General features: G+C 67.6%; 16 protein-coding genes. 7 read left to right on the forward strand and 9 right to left on the reverse strand.

Features of this window, described 5'->3' with window-relative positions; translation table 11 throughout:
- Positions 1-161 precede the first annotated feature (161 nt).
- Entirely contained in the window at positions 162-1,091 is a 930-nt protein-coding gene (locus AC1DBL_RS08735; RefSeq protein WP_476925947.1) for a type IV toxin-antitoxin system AbiEi family antitoxin domain-containing protein, read from the forward strand.
- A 93-nt stretch (positions 1,092-1,184) separates the two neighbouring features.
- Here the strand turns inward: AC1DBL_RS08735 and AC1DBL_RS08740 are convergent, their stop codons facing one another.
- Positions 1,185-1,883 (reverse strand): queuosine precursor transporter, encoded by a 699-nt coding sequence (locus AC1DBL_RS08740; RefSeq protein WP_441418954.1) that lies wholly within the window; start codon positions 1,881-1,883, stop codon positions 1,185-1,187.
- Positions 1,884-2,139: 256 nt separating this feature from the next.
- The gene (locus AC1DBL_RS08745) at positions 2,140-3,531 is read right to left on the reverse strand and encodes an MFS transporter (RefSeq protein ID WP_476917671.1); all 1,392 of its coding nucleotides are present in this window, start codon (positions 3,529-3,531) and stop codon (positions 2,140-2,142) included.
- 142 nt (positions 3,532-3,673) lie between these two features.
- Here AC1DBL_RS08745 and AC1DBL_RS08750 point away from each other — a divergent pair, with 142 nt between their 5' ends.
- On the forward strand, positions 3,674-4,537 hold the full coding sequence (locus tag AC1DBL_RS08750; RefSeq protein ID WP_476925948.1) for a hydroxymethylpyrimidine/phosphomethylpyrimidine kinase: 864 nt from the start codon (positions 3,674-3,676) through the stop codon (positions 4,535-4,537).
- Between the two features lie 98 nt (positions 4,538-4,635).
- On the opposite strand, the gene AC1DBL_RS08755 is transcribed toward AC1DBL_RS08750, so the two are convergent.
- The 3 genes from AC1DBL_RS08755 to AC1DBL_RS08765 all read right to left on the reverse strand — a co-directional run bounded on the left by AC1DBL_RS08755 (position 4,636) and on the right by AC1DBL_RS08765 (position 9,545).
- A complete protein-coding gene (locus AC1DBL_RS08755) occupies positions 4,636-5,910 on the reverse strand; it encodes a serpin family protein (protein WP_476925949.1) in 1,275 nt (424 codons plus the stop codon).
- Positions 5,911-6,120: 210 nt separating this feature from the next.
- Positions 6,121-7,869 (reverse strand): pyruvate dehydrogenase, encoded by a 1,749-nt coding sequence (locus AC1DBL_RS08760; protein ID WP_476892862.1) that lies wholly within the window; start codon positions 7,867-7,869, stop codon positions 6,121-6,123.
- Between the two features lie 164 nt (positions 7,870-8,033).
- On the reverse strand, positions 8,034-9,545 hold the full coding sequence (locus AC1DBL_RS08765; protein ID WP_441418949.1) for a helix-turn-helix domain-containing protein: 1,512 nt from the start codon (positions 9,543-9,545) through the stop codon (positions 8,034-8,036).
- A 141-nt stretch (positions 9,546-9,686) separates the two neighbouring features.
- Here AC1DBL_RS08765 and aceA point away from each other — a divergent pair, with 141 nt between their 5' ends.
- Together aceA and aceB are read left to right on the forward strand one after the other, a co-directional pair.
- Positions 9,687-11,015, forward strand: coding sequence for an isocitrate lyase (gene aceA / locus AC1DBL_RS08770; protein WP_441418948.1), 1,329 nt, complete (start codon positions 9,687-9,689; stop codon positions 11,013-11,015).
- Positions 11,016-11,220: 205 nt separating this feature from the next.
- Positions 11,221-12,885, forward strand: coding sequence for a malate synthase A (aceB, locus tag AC1DBL_RS08775; protein WP_476925950.1), 1,665 nt, complete (start codon positions 11,221-11,223; stop codon positions 12,883-12,885).
- A 241-nt stretch (positions 12,886-13,126) separates the two neighbouring features.
- Here aceB and AC1DBL_RS08780 read toward each other — a convergent pair whose 3' ends face one another.
- Positions 13,127-14,275, reverse strand: coding sequence for an MFS transporter (locus AC1DBL_RS08780; RefSeq protein ID WP_476926058.1), 1,149 nt, complete (start codon positions 14,273-14,275; stop codon positions 13,127-13,129).
- A gap of 194 nt (positions 14,276-14,469) precedes the next feature.
- Here AC1DBL_RS08780 and AC1DBL_RS08785 point away from each other — a divergent pair, with 194 nt between their 5' ends.
- Positions 14,470-15,006, forward strand: coding sequence for an N-acetyltransferase family protein (locus AC1DBL_RS08785; protein ID WP_476892864.1), 537 nt, complete (start codon positions 14,470-14,472; stop codon positions 15,004-15,006).
- Between the two features lie 114 nt (positions 15,007-15,120).
- Positions 15,121-15,831 carry a DsbA family oxidoreductase gene (locus tag AC1DBL_RS08790; protein WP_476892865.1) on the forward strand — a complete coding sequence of 237 codons (711 nt, stop codon included), beginning with the start codon at positions 15,121-15,123 and terminating at the stop codon, positions 15,829-15,831.
- A 15-nt stretch (positions 15,832-15,846) separates the two neighbouring features.
- Here AC1DBL_RS08790 and AC1DBL_RS08795 read toward each other — a convergent pair whose 3' ends face one another.
- Entirely contained in the window at positions 15,847-16,095 is a 249-nt protein-coding gene (locus tag AC1DBL_RS08795; protein ID WP_476892866.1) for a hypothetical protein, read from the reverse strand.
- Positions 16,096-16,337: 242 nt separating this feature from the next.
- On the opposite strand from AC1DBL_RS08795, the gene AC1DBL_RS08800 reads away from it, so the two are divergent.
- Positions 16,338-16,976, forward strand: a complete 639-nt coding sequence (locus tag AC1DBL_RS08800; protein ID WP_441418943.1) for a TetR/AcrR family transcriptional regulator — start codon at positions 16,338-16,340, stop codon at positions 16,974-16,976.
- A gap of 73 nt (positions 16,977-17,049) precedes the next feature.
- Here the strand turns inward: AC1DBL_RS08800 and AC1DBL_RS08805 are convergent, their stop codons facing one another.
- Entirely contained in the window at positions 17,050-17,730 is a 681-nt protein-coding gene (locus tag AC1DBL_RS08805) for a LytR C-terminal domain-containing protein (RefSeq protein WP_441418942.1), read from the reverse strand.
- Positions 17,723-18,022, reverse strand: coding sequence for a type II toxin-antitoxin system VapB family antitoxin (locus AC1DBL_RS08810; RefSeq protein WP_175322235.1), 300 nt, complete (start codon positions 18,020-18,022; stop codon positions 17,723-17,725). Before AC1DBL_RS08810 ends, AC1DBL_RS08805 begins: the two co-directional genes overlap by 8 nt.
- Positions 18,023-18,103: the final 81 nt, after the last annotated feature.

Consider the following 18,103-nt stretch of genomic DNA (forward strand, 5'->3'; position numbering starts at 1 on the left):
CCGCCCGGCCTTCGCCGTTTCGATGGTCCTGGCCGTTTCGATGGTTCCCTGCGTGCTCGATGTAACCAAGCAGCCTTACCGCAGGAACCGTCGAAACGGCATTGTCCACATAACCCCACGGCGCTCTGGAGCGAGCCGGGCGGTTGGTCAAAGCTGGTCCCATGCCCACCAAACTTCCCGATGACGGGACCCTCTGGCGCACGGACCAGCTTTTGGCATCCGGACGAAATTCCCGGGCCATTGCCAGGCACGTCCGGGACGGAACCCTCGTCCGGCTGCGCCGTGGCTGCCACGCCCGCGGCGAGTGGTGGCGGGGCCTCGATGCCCCGGCCCGACGTCGGCAGCTGATTTCGGCGCATGCGCTCGGAACGCTGACGACGTCGGCGGGAGGCTTCGTGTACAGCCACATCTCAGGTGCCAGCCTCCATGAACTCCAGCTGTGGAGGGTCGATGACCGCGTGCACCTGACGCAGAACGGCTGCCCCTCGGGGATTTCGCACGGGCGCGACGTCGTCGCCCACACCAGGCGGGTGACAAGCCGCGAGATGTGCTTCGTGGACGGATTGCCGTGCACGTCCCTGGAACGCACGGTCGTGGATTGCTGCCTGATGTTCACCGTGCCGCAGGCTGTGATCCTGATCGATCGTGCGGCCCGCCTGGGGGCGGATCTCGGCATGATCCGCGCCCAGTGTGGTGCCCTAGCCGGGCGTAACGGAGTGTTGGCGCTGCGCCGGGCCCTCGAGTTGGCCGATCCTCGCTCCGAATCAGCCGGAGAGAGCCTGACGAGGGAACTGCTGCACCGGCTCGGGATTGCGCCGCCCGAGCTGCAGTACAGCGTTCTGACGCCGCTCGGGGAATACCGGCTGGACCTAGCCTGGCCCGAGCGCAAGGTTGCCCTCGAGTTCGACGGCAAGAGCAAGTACTTCGACTACCGGCCCACCGGAGAGGTCCTATTCGCGGAGCGGCAGCGCGAGAAGGCGCTGACGGAGCAGGGCTGGACGTTCCTCCGAATCGAGTGGAAGCACCTGTTCAACGAGGTGGAGTTCAAATACCGGGTCCTGCGGGCGCTGAACCGCGGCGCCCGGGGCTGATTCCGCGCCGTTTCGACGGTCCGCTGCCGGCTAGACGCTTCTCAGCGTCGAGTGGGCTCGCGACCGTCGAAACGGCGGATGTTGCGGGCGGAGCTAGACAGTCCCGTAGCTGGGTTCGCGCTTCTTCACCCAGCCAATGGCGAGCGTGGTCAGCGGCACGAAGGCGAACTCCACGAAAGTCTTGTAGAGGAATCCAACGAGGACGTAGTTCACGAACATCGCTGCGTCGGTAATTCCAATCACGGAGGCAGCGATGCTGCAGAAGATCAGCGTGTCCACGAACTCGCCGGCCACGGAGGACCCCATGATGCGGGCCCACAGGGACTTCTCCCCGGTCCGGGCCTTCATCCTTACCAGGATCCAGGAATTGATCGTCTGGCCGGCGAAAAAGGCCAGCAGGGAGGCGAGCACGATCTGCGGGACCGGGCCCAGGGCGCCTTCCAGCGCGGACTGCTTGGCGGCCCCATACTCGTCATCGAAGCCGGGCAGCGCGATGATGACCCAGTAGCAGAGGGACGCGAAAGCTGACAGTGCGAAGCTGGTGATGATCGCCTTGCGCGCCACCTTGAAGCCGTAGACCTCGCTGATGACATCGCCCAGGATGTAGGCCAGCGGGAAGAGGAAGAACCCGCCGTCGGTGATGATCGGGCCGATCGCCACGCCCTTGGAGGCGCCGATGTTGGACAGGATCAGCACCACGGCCATGACGGCCAGCATGATGCCGAAGTATGGGGAACCGATCGAGGCGAACTTCGGCGGGGCGGCAGCCGGAAAGGTCTTGGCGGAAGTCATGGGCGTTCCATTCGTAGTGGTTCGCTCGGCGGCCCGGTTCGCGTGAACGGGCGGGTCGGCCGGCTGTATTAGCACTGGGGGTTCCTGCGGCACGGGGCCCGGACCCGCCTCCATTCTCGCACCTGCCCGCCGCAACCCCGGCGTTAACGACGACGACGGCGGTGCGCCGTTTCGACGGTTCCCTGCGGACAAGACGCTGCGTAGCATCGAAGCGGCAGGGAACCGTCGAAACGGCGCCAGGGTAGCGTTCGGAACCCTAACGGCGCGAGGCGTCCACGAGATCCTTGCCGTCGTCCTCGCGGGCATCCGCGGGCTCCCAGGCGTGGCCCTGTTCGTGGTCCAGGTGCGTGGACTTCTTGTTCTTCAGCGCGAAGATGTAGACCAGCAGCGAGATGGCGATGGCCACCGTGACGTAGGTGAAGAACAGTTCTTCCTGGCCGGCCTTCTGCAGCGCCGCGCCGATCAGCGGGACGGTGCCGCCGAAGAGCGAGTTGGCGATCGCGTAGCCCAGCCCGACGCCGAGGGCGCGGATGGACGCGGGGAACAGCTCGGCCTTCACCAGGGCGTTGATGGACGTGTAGCCGCCCACGATCAGCAGGCCGCCCATCATCAGCAGGAACGCCGTGAGCGGATCCTTGGTGCCGGCCAGGGCGGAAAGCAGCGGCCAGGTGAACAGGACGCCGGTGATGCCGAACCAGAGCAGGAGCGGCTTGCGGCCCACCTTGTCCGAGATGATGCCGTAGACCGGCTGGAGCAGCATAAAGATGAACAGCGCCCAGAAGTTGATCACCGAGGTGTCGGTCTTGGCGATGCCCGAGGTGTCATTCATGAACTTCAGGATGAAGTTCGTGTACGTGTAGAACGCCACCGTGCCGCCGAGCGTGATGCCGATGCAGATCATCAGCGGCTTCCAGTAGCTGGTGAACAGCAGCTTCATGGTGCCCGGCTGCGCCTGACCGGCCACCGCGGGGGCCTTTGCGGCCTCGATCTGTTCGGCCGAGACGGTCTCCTCCATGGAACGCCGGAGCCAGAGCACCACGAGGGCCGCGACGCCGCCGATCGCGAACGGGATCCGCCAGCCCCACTCGCCCAAGTCGCCCTTGGGCATAACGTTCTGCAGGATGACCAGGACCAGCAGGGCCAGCATCTGGCCGCCGATCAGCGTGACGTACTGGAAGCTGGAGAAGAAGCCGCGGCGCTTGGTGGTGGCGGCCTCGGACATGTAGGTGGCGCTGGTGCCGTACTCGCCGCCCACCGAGAAACCCTGGATCACGCGGATGAGGACCAGCAGGATCATTGCCCACAGGCCGATTTGCTGCTGGGTGGGGAGCACCGCAATAGCGAAGGAACCGGCGGACATCATCGTCACGCTCAGCGTCAGCGCGGCCTTGCGGCCCTTGCGGTCCGCGTAGCGGCCGAAGAACCAGGCGCCGATCGGGCGCATCAGGAACGACGTCGAGAAGACCGCCATCGCCTCGAGGCCGGCCTGGAGCTCGTCCTTGGAGTTGAAGAAGTGCGACTGGAAGTAAGCCGCGAAGACTGTGTAGACGTAGAGGTCGTACCACTCGACGAGGTTGCCGGCCGAGCCTTTGAGGATGTTGCCGACGGCTTTTCGGGTCTGGGCCGCTTCGGACAGTTGGGTGCTCATCAATGAACCTTCCTGGATCCGGCGTCGCAAGAGAGCAACACCGTCCGCCACCATAGTCCCCGTGATCCAGAACACTCGGGTTTTGGTCATATTGGTCATACGCACAATGCGGCCCGTTTTCCCCGAGTGGCAGGATGGGTCCATGACTTCTTACGCCGTGGACAACGTGACCTCCGACGCCAGCGCCTACCCCGCCGTCGCCCTGACCATCGCCGGCTCCGAGGCCACCGGCGGCGCCGGCGCGCAGGCGGACCTGAAGACCTTCCAGGAACTCGGCGTCTTCGGCATCGCGAACCTGACCTGCATCGTGTCCTTCGACCCGAAAGACAACTGGAACCACCGCTTCGTCCCGGTGGACCAGCAGGTCATCGCCGACCAGCTGGAGGCGACGACGGCGGCGTACGGCGCCGCGTCCGGCGCGCCGTCCGTGCTGGACACGGTGAAGATCGGCATGCTGGGCAGCCCGGCGACGATTTCCACGGTGGCGTCGGCGCTGGCCGACTCTGCGTTCCGGAACGTGGTGCTGGACCCGGTGCTGATCTGCAAGGGCCAGGAGCCGGGCCACGCCCTGGACACCGACCAGGCGCTCAAGGCACAGATCCTGCCGCTGGCCACCTTCGTCACACCGAACCACTTTGAGGCCGAGTCGCTCTCCGGGCTGGAGATCACCGACGTCGACTCGCTCAAGGCCGCGGCCGTCCGCATCCACGAACTCAGCGGCGCCGCGGTACTCGCCAAGGGCGGCGTGCGCCTGGCCGGGCCCGACGCCGTCGACGTCTACTACGACGGCGAGACGCTGGAGGTCCTCTCCGCCCCGAAGGTGGGCGAGGTCGCCGTTTCCGGCGCCGGCTGTTCGCTGGCCGCCGCCGTGACCGCGGAGCTTGCCAAGGGCGCGACGCCGCTGGAGGCCGCCCGCACGGCGAAAGACTTTGTCACTGCGGGGATCCGGAACCGGGTGGCCTCGGGCGCGCCGTTCGACGCACTCTGGCAGGGCGGCCCGCGCTAGCCGACGACGCTCCCTCAGGTCCGGCGGCTACCGAACAGCCGCTCCCTCACTGGTTGAGGAGTCGGTCGATATTGACCGGCAGAATCTGAGCGAGCGTCTCATGATTGGCTGGGGTCGGACACCCGGCCCTCGAACAGCGGCAGCCCGGTTTCGACGTGGACGATTTCGTAGACGAACGGCCGGTCAAAACGGATCGTGTGCGTGAAAGCGGCGCCGCTCACCGCCTCCGCGTTGACTTGGGTCACGGCCGCGGCAATCGTGCCCTTTTCCGCCACGGTGATGTTGGCGGACTGGCCGGCCTGCGTGATCTTGAGGCCACGCTGGATCGAGTTGAAGTCCGTCTCGGTTTGGAGCGTCTCCCGCAGGCCGAGGCTGGCGAAGACCTCGCGCAACTCGAAAGTGCTCTTCTGGTCCCACTGCGGGAGGGAAAGCTGGGTGGGCGACGGGGCGGCCGCGTCAAGGGCCCGCGCAGCCTCGGCAAGGTATGGCACCCCGGTGCCGGGAGCTCCCGAATCCGGCAGTACCAGGCGCATCACGAAGCCCTCGGCATAGGGAAGATCGACGGCCTGCCAGCCATTGCCCTGGCCGTAGGCGACGTCCTGGACGCCGGACATGGTGGGTACCGATACCTGCCGGCCGGCCGCCGTCGTGAAGGGACGGTCTGCGGTGTCCGCCGGGTCGAAGGGCACCTTCCAGGCAGACGCGAAGTACACCGAGTTGAGCACGCTGAAGGTGTTGTATTTGCTGTACCCCGCGGGGGCTTTCTTGATCCGGCCGCCGGTGTTTTTGTTCACCCAGGCGTCGATCGCCGGCTTAGTGGTGTCCTCGTCCTGAAAATTAACCGGGTACACGCCGGTGCCGTAGTACCGGGCCAGGGAGCGCAGGTACCCCTCTCCAGTGGGCACGCCTTTGTCCACGAACAGGCCGTTGGCGGTGTGCAGGACCGGCCGGCGCGGCGGGTTCTTTTCGTCCACCGAACCGGGATCGCCGTCGAAGGCTTCCAGAGAGACGAGCAGGGCATCCAGGGCTTCGTCGCGGTGCTGGGCGGGGAGGCCCAGGACATTGTCCATCTCGGCGGCCGTTGCCCCGGTCGCACCTGTCCGCAGCATGGCCAGGGCAATCAGCAGGCTGCCCGGGGACGAGACCACGTTGCCATTTCCGGCCTCCCCGCCGTCCGCGAGGAGCGCGGCGCCCAGTTTCCGCGCCGACGCCCGGAGCTGAGCCAGCTCGGCCGGGTAGGCGGAGCGGTCCGCCGCAACGCGTTCGACGCCGTCGGCCTTCAACAGCGGCGGCGGCGCGGCCGAACAGGCCGAGGCGACCAGCGCCACGGCGGCCGCGGCAGCAATAAGGCGTGCCGGAATCTTCTTTTTCATCGCGCCCCCAAGGCCTGTACCACCGCGTAAAACGGCGAGGATCCGCCTACGGCCAGTCAACCAGCGGGGGCCGCCCCGCGCTAGCCCTTGGCCATTTCGACGGTTCCCTGCCCACTCGATGCGTCGTAGCGTCGAGCCCGCACGGAACCGTCGAAATGGAGGCGCGCCGCGCGCGGCGGGCCGGGCGCCGCGCGGGTGCGCGACGGCCCGTCAGCGCCGCGGGATGTTGCGCAGGTTGCTTCGGGCCATGCTCACGGCCTCGCCGGCTCCCCGGTTCAGCACCACCTTGGACATCGCCGTGGCGAAGCCCAGGATCTGTGCGCCCTTGATCTTCGGCGGGATCGAGAGTGCCTTGGGATCGGTGATCAGCTCCACGAGCGAGGGTCCGGGGTGCGCGAACGCCTCGCGGTAGGCGGCCTCGATCCGGGACGGATCCGTGACGCGGACGGCGTGGAACCCCAGGGCGCGGGCGACCTCCGCATAGTTGGCGTCCGGGACGTCGACGCCGAAATCGGGCAGCCCGTCCACCAGCATCTCCAGCTTGACCATGCCCAGGGTGGAATTGTTGAAGACCACCACGTTGACCGGAAGCCGGTGCGCCGCGACGGTGATCAGCTCCCCCAGCAACATCGAGAGCCCGCCGTCGCCGGAGACCGAAACCACCTGGCGTCCGGGGTAGGCGAGCTGGGCCCCGATGGCGTGCGGCAGCGCGTTGGCCATGGAGCCGTGCAGGTACGAGCCGATCAGCCGCCGGGTGCCCAGCGGGTTGATATACCGCGCGGTCCAGACATTGCACATGCCCGTGTCCGCCGTGAAGACCGCATCCTCCGCCGCCACCTGGTCCAGCAGCGAGGCCGCGTACTCCGGGTGGATCGGCTCGGTCTTCTCGACCCTGCGGGTGTACGCCCCGACGGCCTTGTTCATCAGCCGGTCGTGCTTCTTGAGCATCGCGTCGAGGAAGCGGCGGCTTTTCTTCGGCTTCAGCAACGGCATCAGGGCAGTCAGCGTCGGAAGCACGTCGCCGTGCACGGCGACGTCGACGTCGGTCCGCCGGCCCAGGTTCTGCGCGGCCCGGTCCACCTGCGCCGTCCGAGTCCCGGGCAGGAACTGGTCGTAGGGGAAGTCGGTGCCGAGCAGGATCAGCAGGTCCGCGTCCTCGATCCCCTCGGCCGCGGCGCCGTAGCCGAGCAGCCCGGTCATGCCGATGTCGTAGGGGTTGTCGTACTGCATGAAGTCCTTGCCGCGCAGCGAGTGACCGATCGGCGCGGCGAGGAGTTCGGCCAGCGCGATCACCTCGTCGTGCGCGCCGTCGACGCCGGCCCCGGCGAAGATGGCGACCTTACCGGCGTCGTTGATGGCGTCCGCCAGTTCCCGCACGCTGGCGGGGTCCGGCACCATGGCGGCCGGCCGGAAGGCTGCCGGCGCCGGGGTTTCGGCGGTCGCCTCCAGCCCGGCAATGTCGCCAGGCAGGGTCACGACGGCGACGCCGCGGAGCGCGACGGCGTGCTGGATGGCGCTGTGCATCACCCGCGGCGCCTGCTCGGCCGTGCTGACGAGCTCGGAGTAGACCGAGCACTCGTTGAAGAGCCGGTCCGGGTGGGTTTCCTGGAAGAAGCTGCTGCCGATCTGTTTGCTCGGGATGTGCGAGGCGATGGCGAGCACCGGGGCGCCGGAGCGGTTGGCGTCGTACAGGCCGTTGATCAGGTGCAAGTTGCCCGGGCCGCAGGACCCCGCGCAGACCGCGAGCTTGCCGGTCAGCTGGGCTTCCGCGGCGGCGGCGAACGCCGCGGCCTCCTCGTGCCGGACGTGGATCCAGTCGATCCCGCCCTTCGCCGCTCCGCCGGTCTTCCGGACGGCGTCGACGATCGGATTGAGGCTGTCGCCAACAATCCCGTAAATCCGCTGCACGCCGGCAGCCTGGAGTTGTTCGACAAGCTGGGTGGCAAGTTCCTTGGCCATGGGTGCACGCTCCCGCGAGATGGATCGATGAGCTGACACTGGCCAATATAGTCTGCGCGCCTGTCAGCCACGCCCCGAAAACGCTCCCACAGGTTCGGCAACCAAACCACCGAACGCTCCCCCAGCCCGACGGACCTGAGGGAGAGTGCCGGGTCCCGTCGAACTCAGTTCCCGGAGTGCGCCTGCAGGAAGGAGTAGACCTCGGTCTCGTCCACGCCGGGGAAGGCGCCGGGCGGCATCGCGGCAAGCAGGTGCGAGTGGGCGCGGGCCGAGGGCCAGGCGTTGCCGGCCCACTCGGAGGCGAGGGCGGCCGGCGGACGCTTGCAGCAGCTCTCGTCCGGGCAGGTCGACTTGGAGCGCTCCGTGGTGTCGCGGCCGCGGAACCACTTGACCTGCGCGTAGGGCACCCCCACCGAGAGCGAGAACTCCCCGTTGGCGGAACGCTCCGTCCGGGCCGTGCACCAGTAGGTCCCGGCCGGGGTGTCGGTGTACTGGTTGTAGGCGCTGAACTTGTCCGGCACGTCGAACACCACCCGGGAGGTCCAGTTCTTGCACGAGGGCTGGCCCTCGATGGCGCCGGTGTGGTCCTGCGGGAACGTCACGCCGTCGTTCTCGTATGCCTTGTAGATGATGCCGCTCTTGTGCGTCTTCTGGAAGTGCGTGCGCAGGTCCAGGTGCTGCGTGGCGAGGTTGGTGAAGCGGTGCGCCGCGGTCTCGTAGGACACGGCGAACGCGTCCCTAATGTCCTCCACCGCGATTTCCTTGGCCGCCTTGGCCTTCTGCAGGAACTCCACGGTGGCCTGCTCCGGCAGCAGCAGCGCGGCGGCGAAGTAGTTGGTGGCGACGCGCTGCATCAGGAAGTCGCCGTAGTTGGTGGGCGTCTGGTGGCCCAGCACGTAGTGGCCCAGGGCCTGCAGCAGCACCGAACGGGGGTCGTGGTCGCTCCGGGCGTTCTGCGTGAGGTAAATTCGGCGGTTCTTGAGGTCCGTCACCGAGCGGGTGGAATGCGGCAGGTCGCCCACATGGTGCAGGCTGAAGCCAAGGTGCCCGGCGATGTCGGCGATGACATGGTGGGACAGCGGGCCGGACGTGTGGCCCACCGACGCCAGCACCTTCTGCGCCTCCGCCTCGTATTCCGGGAAGTAATTGTTCCGCTCCCGCATCATGGCCCGCAGTTCACCGTTGGCGCGCCGGGCCTCTTCCGGCGTCGCGACCTGCTCGTTGAGGCGGCGTTCCAGCTCATGCTGCAGCCCCACCATGGACTCCAGCACGTCCATCGGCAGCCTTGAACTGATGCGGATCTTGGGCAGCTTCAGGGACTCGTAAATGGGGCTGCGCTGGTAACGCTCCAGCTCAATCTCCAGGGCCGCACGCCGGTTCGGCGGTTCCGCGCCGAGCAGCTCGTCGATGCTGACGCCAAGCGCAGCAGCAAGCTGCTGGAGCAGGCCGAGTTTGGGCTCACGCTTGCCGTTCTCGATCAGGCTCAGCTGGCTGGGGGCCGTTCCGACCGTGGCGCTGAGGTCATCGAGCGTGAGCCCGGCCGCCTTGCGCAGGTGCCGGACCCTTCGGCCCATGCTGATGACATCCACCTCTGGTTCGGCGGGGTGGGACGGCGGTACTGCCTGACGGTTCCAGCTGCTTGGATGCATTTCTTGAGAATACGGGAAGAAGTGCATTTCTTTCCATAGATTTCCCCTAGAAACCCCCTTGAAAGTAAAGAAAAGTAGATCTCACAGAAAGATTCACTACCTCGGAACAACCCGCCAGGACTTGCAGAGACGCAGACTGGCGGGCCGGGACCCATCAAGGAGACAAAGATGACTGCAGCATTTGAGCCCACCCAGCAGCCGGCCGGCCAGGACACAACAGAGCAGGCCGCCGCCCTGGAGCTCGAGTGGGCTGCCAACCCGCGCTGGGAAGGTGTCACTCGGGATTACTCGGCGTCCGACGTCGTCCGCCTCCGCGGCCGCGTCTCCGAAGAACACACGCTGGCCCGCCGCGGCTCCGAGAAGCTGTGGAAGCAGCTCACGGAGGAGCACAAGGAGGGCAAGTACACCAACGCCCTCGGCGCCCTGACCGGCAACCAGGCCGTGCAGCAGGTCAAGGCCGGCCTCCGCGCCATCTACCTCTCCGGCTGGCAGGTTGCCGCCGACGCCAACAATTCCGGCCACACCTACCCGGACCAGTCCCTGTACCCGGCCAACTCCGTTCCCACGGTGGTCCGCCGCATCAACAACGCCCTGCTCCGCGCTGACCAGATCGAGTTCTCCGAAGGCATCCAGACCGTCGAGGACTGGATGGTGCCGATCGTGGCCGACGCCGAAGCCGGCTTCGGCGGACCGCTGAACGCGTACGAACTGATGAAGTCGATGATCCAGGCCGGCGCTTCGGGCGTGCACTGGGAAGACCAGCTCGCCTCGGAGAAGAAGTGCGGCCACCTTGGCGGCAAGGTCCTGATCCCCACCCAGCAGCACGTCCGGACGCTGAACGCCGCCCGTCTCGCCGCCGACGTCGCCGGCACACCGTCGGTCGTCATCGCCCGCACCGACGCCGAGGCAGCCACCCTGATCACCTCCGACGTCGACGAGCGCGACCAGGAATTCATCACGGGCGAACGGACCGCCGAGGGCTTCTACAAGGTCCGCAACGGTATCGAACCCTGCATCGCCCGGGCCAAGGCCTACGCCCCGTACTCCGACCTCATCTGGATGGAAACCGGCACCCCGGACCTGGAGCTGGCCCGCAAGTTCGCTGAATCGGTCAAGGCCGATTTCCCGGACCAGATGCTTTCGTACAACTGCTCGCCGTCGTTCAACTGGCGCAAGCACCTCGACGACGCCACGATTGCGAAGTTCCAGCGTGAACTCGGCGCCATGGGCTTCACCTTCCAGTTCATCACCCTGGCCGGCTTCCACGCCCTGAACTACTCGATGTTCGACCTCGCCCACGGTTACGCCCGGGAAGGCATGAGCGCCTACGTCGAGCTGCAGGAAAAGGAATTCGCCTCCGAAGCCCGCGGCTACACCGCCACTAAGCACCAGCGCGAAGTCGGCACCGGCTACTTCGACGACATCGCCACCGCGCTCAACCCGAACGCATCCACTTTGGCCCTCGTGGGATCCACAGAAGAAGGCCAGTTCCACTAACTCACGACGGCGGCCTTGCATCCGGCCTTCGGTCCGGCATTGCTCTGCCTGCTATTCCCCGCGTCCGGGTCCGACCTCGCTGAGCGAGGACGGGCCCGGACACAGGGCCCCTTTTACGCAGGCTGCCGCAATCCCGGCACCTTTGGCCTCGCGCTTGAGTCACCATTCGCCGTCGACCTTGCTTCTTCTCTAAGGAGAGATTGAAATGAACAGCTTCACTGACAACTTCACTATCAACGGGGTTACGTTGACCGCACAGCCGATTTGCCGGCAGGGCGAGGTTCTGACTCCGGACGCGCTGGCTTTTGTTGCCAAGCTGCACCGGGCGACGGCGGAGCGCCGGCAGGAGCTGTTGCGGGCCCGGCAGGAACGCCGCCAGCAGATCAGCAAGGGGCAGGACCCGCGTTTCCTCCCCGAGACCGAGTCCATCCGCAACGACCCGGAATGGCGCGTCGCTCCCCCGGCACCGGGACTGACCGACCGCCGGGTCGAGATCACCGGCCCGGTGGACAAGAAGATGACCATCAACGCGCTGAACTCCGGCGCCAAGGTGTGGCTCGCTGACATGGAGGACTCCTCCACCCCGACGTGGCGCAACGTCATCCAGGGCCAGCTGAACCTCACCGACGCGCTGGAGCACCGGATCGACTTCACCTCCCCGGAAGGCAAGGAGTACAAGCTCCGCGCTGCCGAGGAACTGCCCACGATCGTGGTCCGGCCCCGCGGCTGGCACCTGCCGGAGAAGCACATGCTCATTGACGGCGCCCCGGTGGCCGGCGGCATTGTGGACTTCGGTCTCTACTTCTTCCACAACGCCCGCCGCCTGATCGCCCAGGGCAAGGGGCCGTACTTCTACCTGCCGAAGATCGAGAACCACCTCGAGGCGCGGCTGTGGAACGACATCTTCGTCCTGGCCCAGGACCTGCTGGGGATCCCGCAGGGCACCATCCGCGCCACGGTGCTGATCGAGACCATCACGGCCGCGTTCGAGATGGAGGAGATCCTCTACGAACTGCGCGAGCACGCCGCGGGCCTGAACGCCGGCCGCTGGGACTACATCTTCTCGCTGATCAAGAACTTCCGCACCCGCGGACCGCGCTTTGTCCTGCCGGACCGCGGCCAGGTCACCATGACGCAGCCGTTCATGCGGGCCTACACCGAACAACTGGTGCGGGCCTGCCACAAGCGCGGCGCCGTGGCGATTGGCGGCATGGCCGCGGCCGTCCCCAACCGCAAGGACGAGGAAGCCAACGCCATCGCGTTCGAGAAGGTGCGCGCCGACAAGACCCGCGAGGCGGCCGACGGCTTCGACGGCTCCTGGGTGGCGCACCCGGACCTGGTGCCGGTGTGCCGCGAGGTGTTCGACGGCGTCCTCGGCGACCGTCCGAACCAGCTGGACCGCCTCCGCGAGGATGTCACGCCGGATGACCGCGCACTGATCGACATCTCCTCCACCACGGGGACGATCACCGAGCAGGGAGTGCGGAACAACATCGAGGTGGGCATCCGCTACATCGAGTCCTGGCTGCGCGGCAACGGCGCGGTGGCTATCCACAACCTGATGGAGGACGCCGCCACCGCGGAAATCTCCCGCTCGCAGCTGTGGCAGTGGATCTTCTCCCGGGCCATCACGGACGCGGGCGACGTTATCACCCGCGAGTGGGTGGAGGACATGCTGGATGAGGAGTTCGCCAAGCTGGAACGCTTCGAAGGCGACCGCTTCGCCGATGCCAGGGACATCTTCGAGGAGGTCACGCTCGGCAACGAGTTCCCCGCCTTCCTGACGTTGCCGGCCTACGACCGCTTCCTGCACGAAGCCCGCGACAGCGCCGACATCGCAGCCAACTGCGAGGACCTCGTGGCCGTCTAGCCGCCCGGCCCGGTGCGGGCGCCGCCTACGGCGTCCGCACCGGGCCCCGCAAGAATTCCGTCCGCCGGGCTGTCACGCCCTTCGCAACAGGCACCCCGAAATCCGGGGTGGCAGCCCGGCAACGGAAGACCCTCCCCGTCCCCGACAACGGCGTCGAGCGGACACTTGAGGCCCATGTTTTCCACAAAACATGGGCCTCAAGTGTCCGTTCACCCGGGGTGCCCGGCCGGGCTCAGTGAGGTCAGTGCGCCTTCGGGATGTGGCGCAGGGACAGCGCGCAGCCCAGGATGAACAGGGCCACCGAGCCCAGGATCATCAGCAGGGGCCCGGTCCACGAGCCCGAGATGCCGTGCACGAAGCCCAGCAGGGTGGGAGCCGCGGCGCCGAAACAGTAGCCGGAGCCCTGGACGACGGCGGACATCCGGCCCGCCGAGGCCTGGTCGCGGGCCAGCCGGATGATGGCGATGAAGATCAGGGTGATGCCGCCGCCCTGGGCCACGCCGCCGAAGGAGGACCAGAGCCACCACAGCTCGGGCGCCAGCAGGAGCCCCAGCGGCACCGTCAGCCACAGCGCCCCCAGGGTAAGTCCGACCGTCGTCGTGCTGGCAAAACGCGCCACGAACGGGACGCCTAGGCCGCCCGCGATCGCCAGGATCTGGAAGAGCGAGGATCCGGCGCCGGCCGCCGACGGCGCCAGCCCCAGTTCGTCGGCAAGGAGGCTGGGCAGCCAGGCGGTGACCCCATAGTAGGAAAACGCCTGGCCGGCGAATCCCGCGGTCAGCGCCACGGTGATCCAGCGGGACGCGGGCCGCCCCGCCGTTCGGGTCGGATCCGCCCCCGGGATCGCTTCGGGCCGGAGCGAATTGCTGCCGGCGGCCAGCACCCACACCGCGCCGGCCGCAACCGCGAAGAGGGCGCACGCCGCGATGGCCGGACGCCAGCCGAGCAGTTCCGCCAACGGCGCCGTAATCATGGACGTGACGAAGGAGCCGATATTCAGCGCGGCGGTGTAGGTGCCCATGGCCGCTGCCTGCTTGGCCGGGCTGAAGTCGCGCCGGATGATCAGCGGGACCACAATGTTGCCGATCGTGATGGCGATGCCAAGAATCACGGTCCCCAGCATCACGAGGGCACCCCCGCCCGCGGAGCGGACCACGACGCCGAGCAGTACGCCCAGCAGGGTCAGCGTGATTGCGAACTCCGGCCCCAGCTTCCGGCCCGTCAGCGATGCCAGCGGCGCGGCCAGCGCGAAGCAGAGCACCGGGATGCCCGTCAGGAAGCCGATTTCGACCGGCGAAAAGCCCAGGTCGCGCTGCATGTTCCCCACCACCGGCGCGACCGCCACGAACGGCCCGCGCATGTTGAGGGCGATGAGTCCGATCGCGATCATCAGGAGCCCGCCGCGCGGGATCTTCGCCAGGGCACTCACCCGGCGGTCCGCGGACTGGCATCCGGGCAGAAATATGTTTTCATCAGTCCCATTGCTATCACGCGCGGCTGCGGCCCGCCCGGCACCCGCCGGAACATGACGGAGCCAGCTTCACGAAGGTCAAGCAGCGCGGTCCGCGGACTAGGGTTTTTCGCATGACGCACCTCATCCGGAAGGCAACGGCCGACGACGCGGGCCCGCTGGCCGAACTCGCCGCCATCACCTTTCCGCTCGCCTGCCCGCCGGAATCCCAGCCCGAGGACATCGCCGCGCACCTGGCCAACACACTCAGCGAAGCCAATTTCCGCGACTACTTGGCCGATCCGGACGTCACCGTGCTCGTGCTCGACGCGGGCGGGGCGCTCCGCGGCTACAGCCTGCTCCTGGACCGCGCCACGCAGGATCCGGACGTGGTTGCCGTCCTCGGGGCCGGGCCGAGCACGGAGCTAAGCAAGTGCTACGTCCACCCGGAGCACCACGGCCTCGGCGCGGCGGCCGAACTGATGCAGGCCAGCATCGTCGCGGCGTCGGCCGCGGGCGCCCGCGGCCTCTGGCTCGGCGTGAACAGCCAGAACGCCCGTGCCATCAGGTTCTACGAGAAGTCCGGCTTCCGGAAGGTCGGCACGAAGTCGTTCAGGCTGGGGAGCACGGTGGAGCACGACTTCGTCATGGAACGCTCGCTCGCGCCCTGACCACGCCCCTCCGCGTCCCTCCGCGTCCCTCCGCGTCCCTTGACCGCGGGAACGGACTTTGGAAGCTGGCGGGCCGACGGGAATGAGCGCGGGCCCGGCGGGGTTGTCGCCAGCATGAAGATTGAGATCTGGTCCGACGTGGCCTGCCCCTGGTGCTATATCGGCAAGCGCCGTTTTGAGACCGCGCTCGCGGCGTTCCCGCACCGCGATGGGGTGGAGGTGCAGTGGCGCAGCTTCCAGCTGGACCCGTCCCTGCCGGAGCACTACGACGGCACCGAACTGGACTACCTGAGCACCCGCAAAGGCATGGCCCCGGACCAGGTCGCCGGCATGTTCGAGCACGTGGCATCCCTGGCCAGCGCCGAGGGACTCGACTACCGCTTTGACGCCGTCGTGGTGGCCAACAGCTTCACGGCCCACCGGCTGATCCACCTCGCCGCCGCGCACGGTCAGCGGGATGCCGCCAAGGAACGGCTGCTCAGCGACCACTTCGAGCACGGCCGCGACATCGGCAGCCGTGAATACCTCACCTCATTGGGCCTCGACCTCGGGATCGACGCCGGCGAACTGGACGAGCTGTTCAGTTCGGACAAGTACGCCGACGACGTCCGGCAGGACTTCGCCGAGGCCCGGGCCCTGGGCATCAGCGGTGTGCCGTTCTTCGTCATCGACCGCAAATACGGCATCTCCGGGGCCCAGCCCGCGGAAACCTTCACTGCAGCCCTGGAGCAGGCGTGGCAGGAAAGCCACCCGCTCGTTATGGTCGACGCCGGCACGTCCGGTTCGGACGGCGTCGCATGCGGCCCGGACGGGTGCCCTGTCTGAGTCCCCGTCCGAGGCCTAGGCGGGCTGAGCCAGGCCTGCGGTGACCCCGAGCCGCGAGGCCGGGGCACAGCGGACGATCTCCAGCGCCTCGACGTCGAGCAGTTTCCGGGCGCCGGTCCGGGCGTCCAGGATCCAGAACAGCTCCATCAGCGGGATTGTCTGGGTGACCCGCCCGCGGTGGAACAACTTGCCGTTGTGCCACGCCTCGATCTCGTCCCCGGCGGCCAGTTCCCCGCACGTCCGGATCGCACCTTCCCTACCCATAGCCAACTCCTCCCCAGCGGAGCCCCTCCGTCGGGGCTCCATTGGCACCAGCATGCACGGGTGAGGTTTCGGCGGCGTTTCCGGTGCATGTTTTTCTCGCGTCACGGACCGGTTTGGCTCCGGCTGCCGCCGAACGCCGCCGACGGGTGCGGGGCAGCTTCGGGGGCAGCCTCGGGGGCGGCGAGCGCACGCACGCCGAAGCTTCGCCCCTTTTTACTGACAGATCGCGCTAAAGTGTCCATATGCCCAGGATTTCGGCCGCGAGCAACGCCGCCCAACGAGCCGAGACCCAGCGCCGGATCCTGACCGCGTTCGGCGAACTGCTGTTCACGCACGGGCTGCCCGGCCTGACCATGACCGACGTCGCCCGGCACGCCCGGATCGGCCGCACCGCCGTCTACAACTACTACGCGGACATCGAAGAGCTGCTCATTGCCTACGCACTGGACGAGACGGAACGGTTCCTCGTCGAACTGCGTGATTCCCTGGCCTCGCTGGAGAACCCCGTGGAGCGGCTGGCGCTCTACGTGCGGGCCCAGGTGGCGGACCTGAGCCGCCGCCACCTGCCGCCGGGCCCCGCCATGGGGGCTGTCCTGTCCCCTGCCTCCTTCGCCAAACTGGCGGACCACGTCGGTGAACTCAGCCTCCTGCTGCAGGACATCCTGCGCGACGGCATGGCCCAGGGCTATCTCCCCGAAGCGGACATCACCCAGCTTGCCCAGCTCATCCACGGCACGCTCTCCTCCAGTGCGGCCCGCGGGGACGGGGCCGGCGCGGACCCGGAAGCGGAGGCGCGGATCGCCCGGACGGTACGCTTCATCCAGCTGGGTGCCGGGGCCAGGTTCGACGACGCCGGCCGCCCCCTGCGCGTGAGCGCGTAGCCGAGCCCGCCCGCTTCCTCCTGGAAGCCTTCCTCCCGGAAGCCTTCCTCCTGGACGCCTTCCTCCCGGAGACTCAGGGCTTGGGGCTGGCCGGGACGATGGTCGGCACCACGGGCAGGCTGGGATCTTCGACTACCCGGCGGGTCTCCCGGGGGCAGCTGAGCTTGCCCGGCGTCTGGTCCACGAGCCCCGGCTTGGCCAGTTGTTTGAAGTCCCCGGTCAGGATGACGTCCACGCTGGCGTCGCTGCGGCCGTCCTGGACGTAGTCCGAGCCGGGCAGGTTGCGCTGGACGCTGAACGCCGCGGACTGGCCGGCAGCCCCGGACACCACCAGTGCCACACCGCGGTAGCCGGACTCGGTGTTGCCGACCGCCCCCACCACGAACTTGCGCGCCGCAAACTCGTTGGCCACCGTCCGGGCCAAACCCGGGCGGCTTGTGGAGTTGTAGACGTTCAGTTTGATCTTCCCGGGCGGCGTGTAGTCGTACGTCGCGTCCGGGCACAGCGGCGCAGCAGCCTGGCTGCGCTCCGCCGTCGGGAGCTTGATCTGGCCGTTCATGATGGCCAAGGCCACCACAATGGCTGCGGCAAGCAGCCCGAGCAGGATCAACAGGACCGCGCCGTGCAGGATGCGCCGCCGCTTCCGGACCCGGTTGTACAGCTCGTCCTGCTCCGCGAACGTGGCCCGCAGATCGGCGCCGGTGATGACGTGGTGCCCGTGCAGGACCGAGAGATCCTTCGGCTTCCTAGCCATTTATCACCAGCACGCGGGCGTGGATCGCGGTGCGCTGGTGCAGGGCGGTGCGGACGGCCCGGTGCAGGCCGTCCTCGAGATAGAGCACGCCGCGGAATTCCACCACATGCGGGAAGAGGTCCCCGAAGAAGGTTGAGTCCTCGGCCAGCAGCGCTTCCAGGTCCAGGGTGCGCTTGGTGGTCACGAGCTCGTCCAGGCGGACCGGGCGCGGCGGCAACGCCGCCCAGTCCTTGGGCGTATTGAAACCATGGTCAGGGTACGGGCGTCCCTCGCCCACAGCTTTGAAGATCACCATGCAAGCCTAAGGAAGATCACCGGTCAGGGGAATCAAAGTCGCCACGGCGCCGGAGGTTGTGGCCAAACAGTGACCATT

The sequence above is a fragment of the Arthrobacter sp. 10T44 genome, from assembly GCF_056393885.1.

Excerpts from the sequence above, each read along its gene's own strand:
- AC1DBL_RS08735 (WP_476925947.1), top strand. The coding sequence starts at position 162 with ATGCCCACCAAACTTCCCGATGACGGGACCCTCTGGCGCACGGACCAG.
- AC1DBL_RS08740 (WP_441418954.1), bottom strand. The coding sequence starts at position 1,883 with ATGACTTCCGCCAAGACCTTTCCGGCTGCCGCCCCGCCGAAGTTCGCC.
- AC1DBL_RS08745 (WP_476917671.1), bottom strand. The coding sequence starts at position 3,531 with ATGAGCACCCAACTGTCCGAAGCGGCCCAGACCCGAAAAGCCGTCGGC.
- AC1DBL_RS08750 (WP_476925948.1), top strand. The coding sequence starts at position 3,674 with ATGACTTCTTACGCCGTGGACAACGTGACCTCCGACGCCAGCGCCTAC.
- AC1DBL_RS08755 (WP_476925949.1), bottom strand. The coding sequence starts at position 5,910 with ATGAAAAAGAAGATTCCGGCACGCCTTATTGCTGCCGCGGCCGCCGTG.
- AC1DBL_RS08760 (WP_476892862.1), bottom strand. The coding sequence starts at position 7,869 with ATGGCCAAGGAACTTGCCACCCAGCTTGTCGAACAACTCCAGGCTGCC.
- AC1DBL_RS08765 (WP_441418949.1), bottom strand. The coding sequence starts at position 9,545 with ATGCACTTCTTCCCGTATTCTCAAGAAATGCATCCAAGCAGCTGGAAC.
- aceA (WP_441418948.1), top strand. The coding sequence starts at position 9,687 with ATGACTGCAGCATTTGAGCCCACCCAGCAGCCGGCCGGCCAGGACACA.
- aceB (WP_476925950.1), top strand. The coding sequence starts at position 11,221 with ATGAACAGCTTCACTGACAACTTCACTATCAACGGGGTTACGTTGACC.
- AC1DBL_RS08780 (WP_476926058.1), bottom strand. The coding sequence starts at position 14,275 with ATGATCGCGATCGGACTCATCGCCCTCAACATGCGCGGGCCGTTCGTG.
- AC1DBL_RS08785 (WP_476892864.1), top strand. The coding sequence starts at position 14,470 with ATGACGCACCTCATCCGGAAGGCAACGGCCGACGACGCGGGCCCGCTG.
- AC1DBL_RS08790 (WP_476892865.1), top strand. The coding sequence starts at position 15,121 with ATGAAGATTGAGATCTGGTCCGACGTGGCCTGCCCCTGGTGCTATATC.
- AC1DBL_RS08795 (WP_476892866.1), bottom strand. The coding sequence starts at position 16,095 with ATGGGTAGGGAAGGTGCGATCCGGACGTGCGGGGAACTGGCCGCCGGG.
- AC1DBL_RS08800 (WP_441418943.1), top strand. The coding sequence starts at position 16,338 with ATGCCCAGGATTTCGGCCGCGAGCAACGCCGCCCAACGAGCCGAGACC.
- AC1DBL_RS08805 (WP_441418942.1), bottom strand. The coding sequence starts at position 17,730 with ATGGCTAGGAAGCCGAAGGATCTCTCGGTCCTGCACGGGCACCACGTC.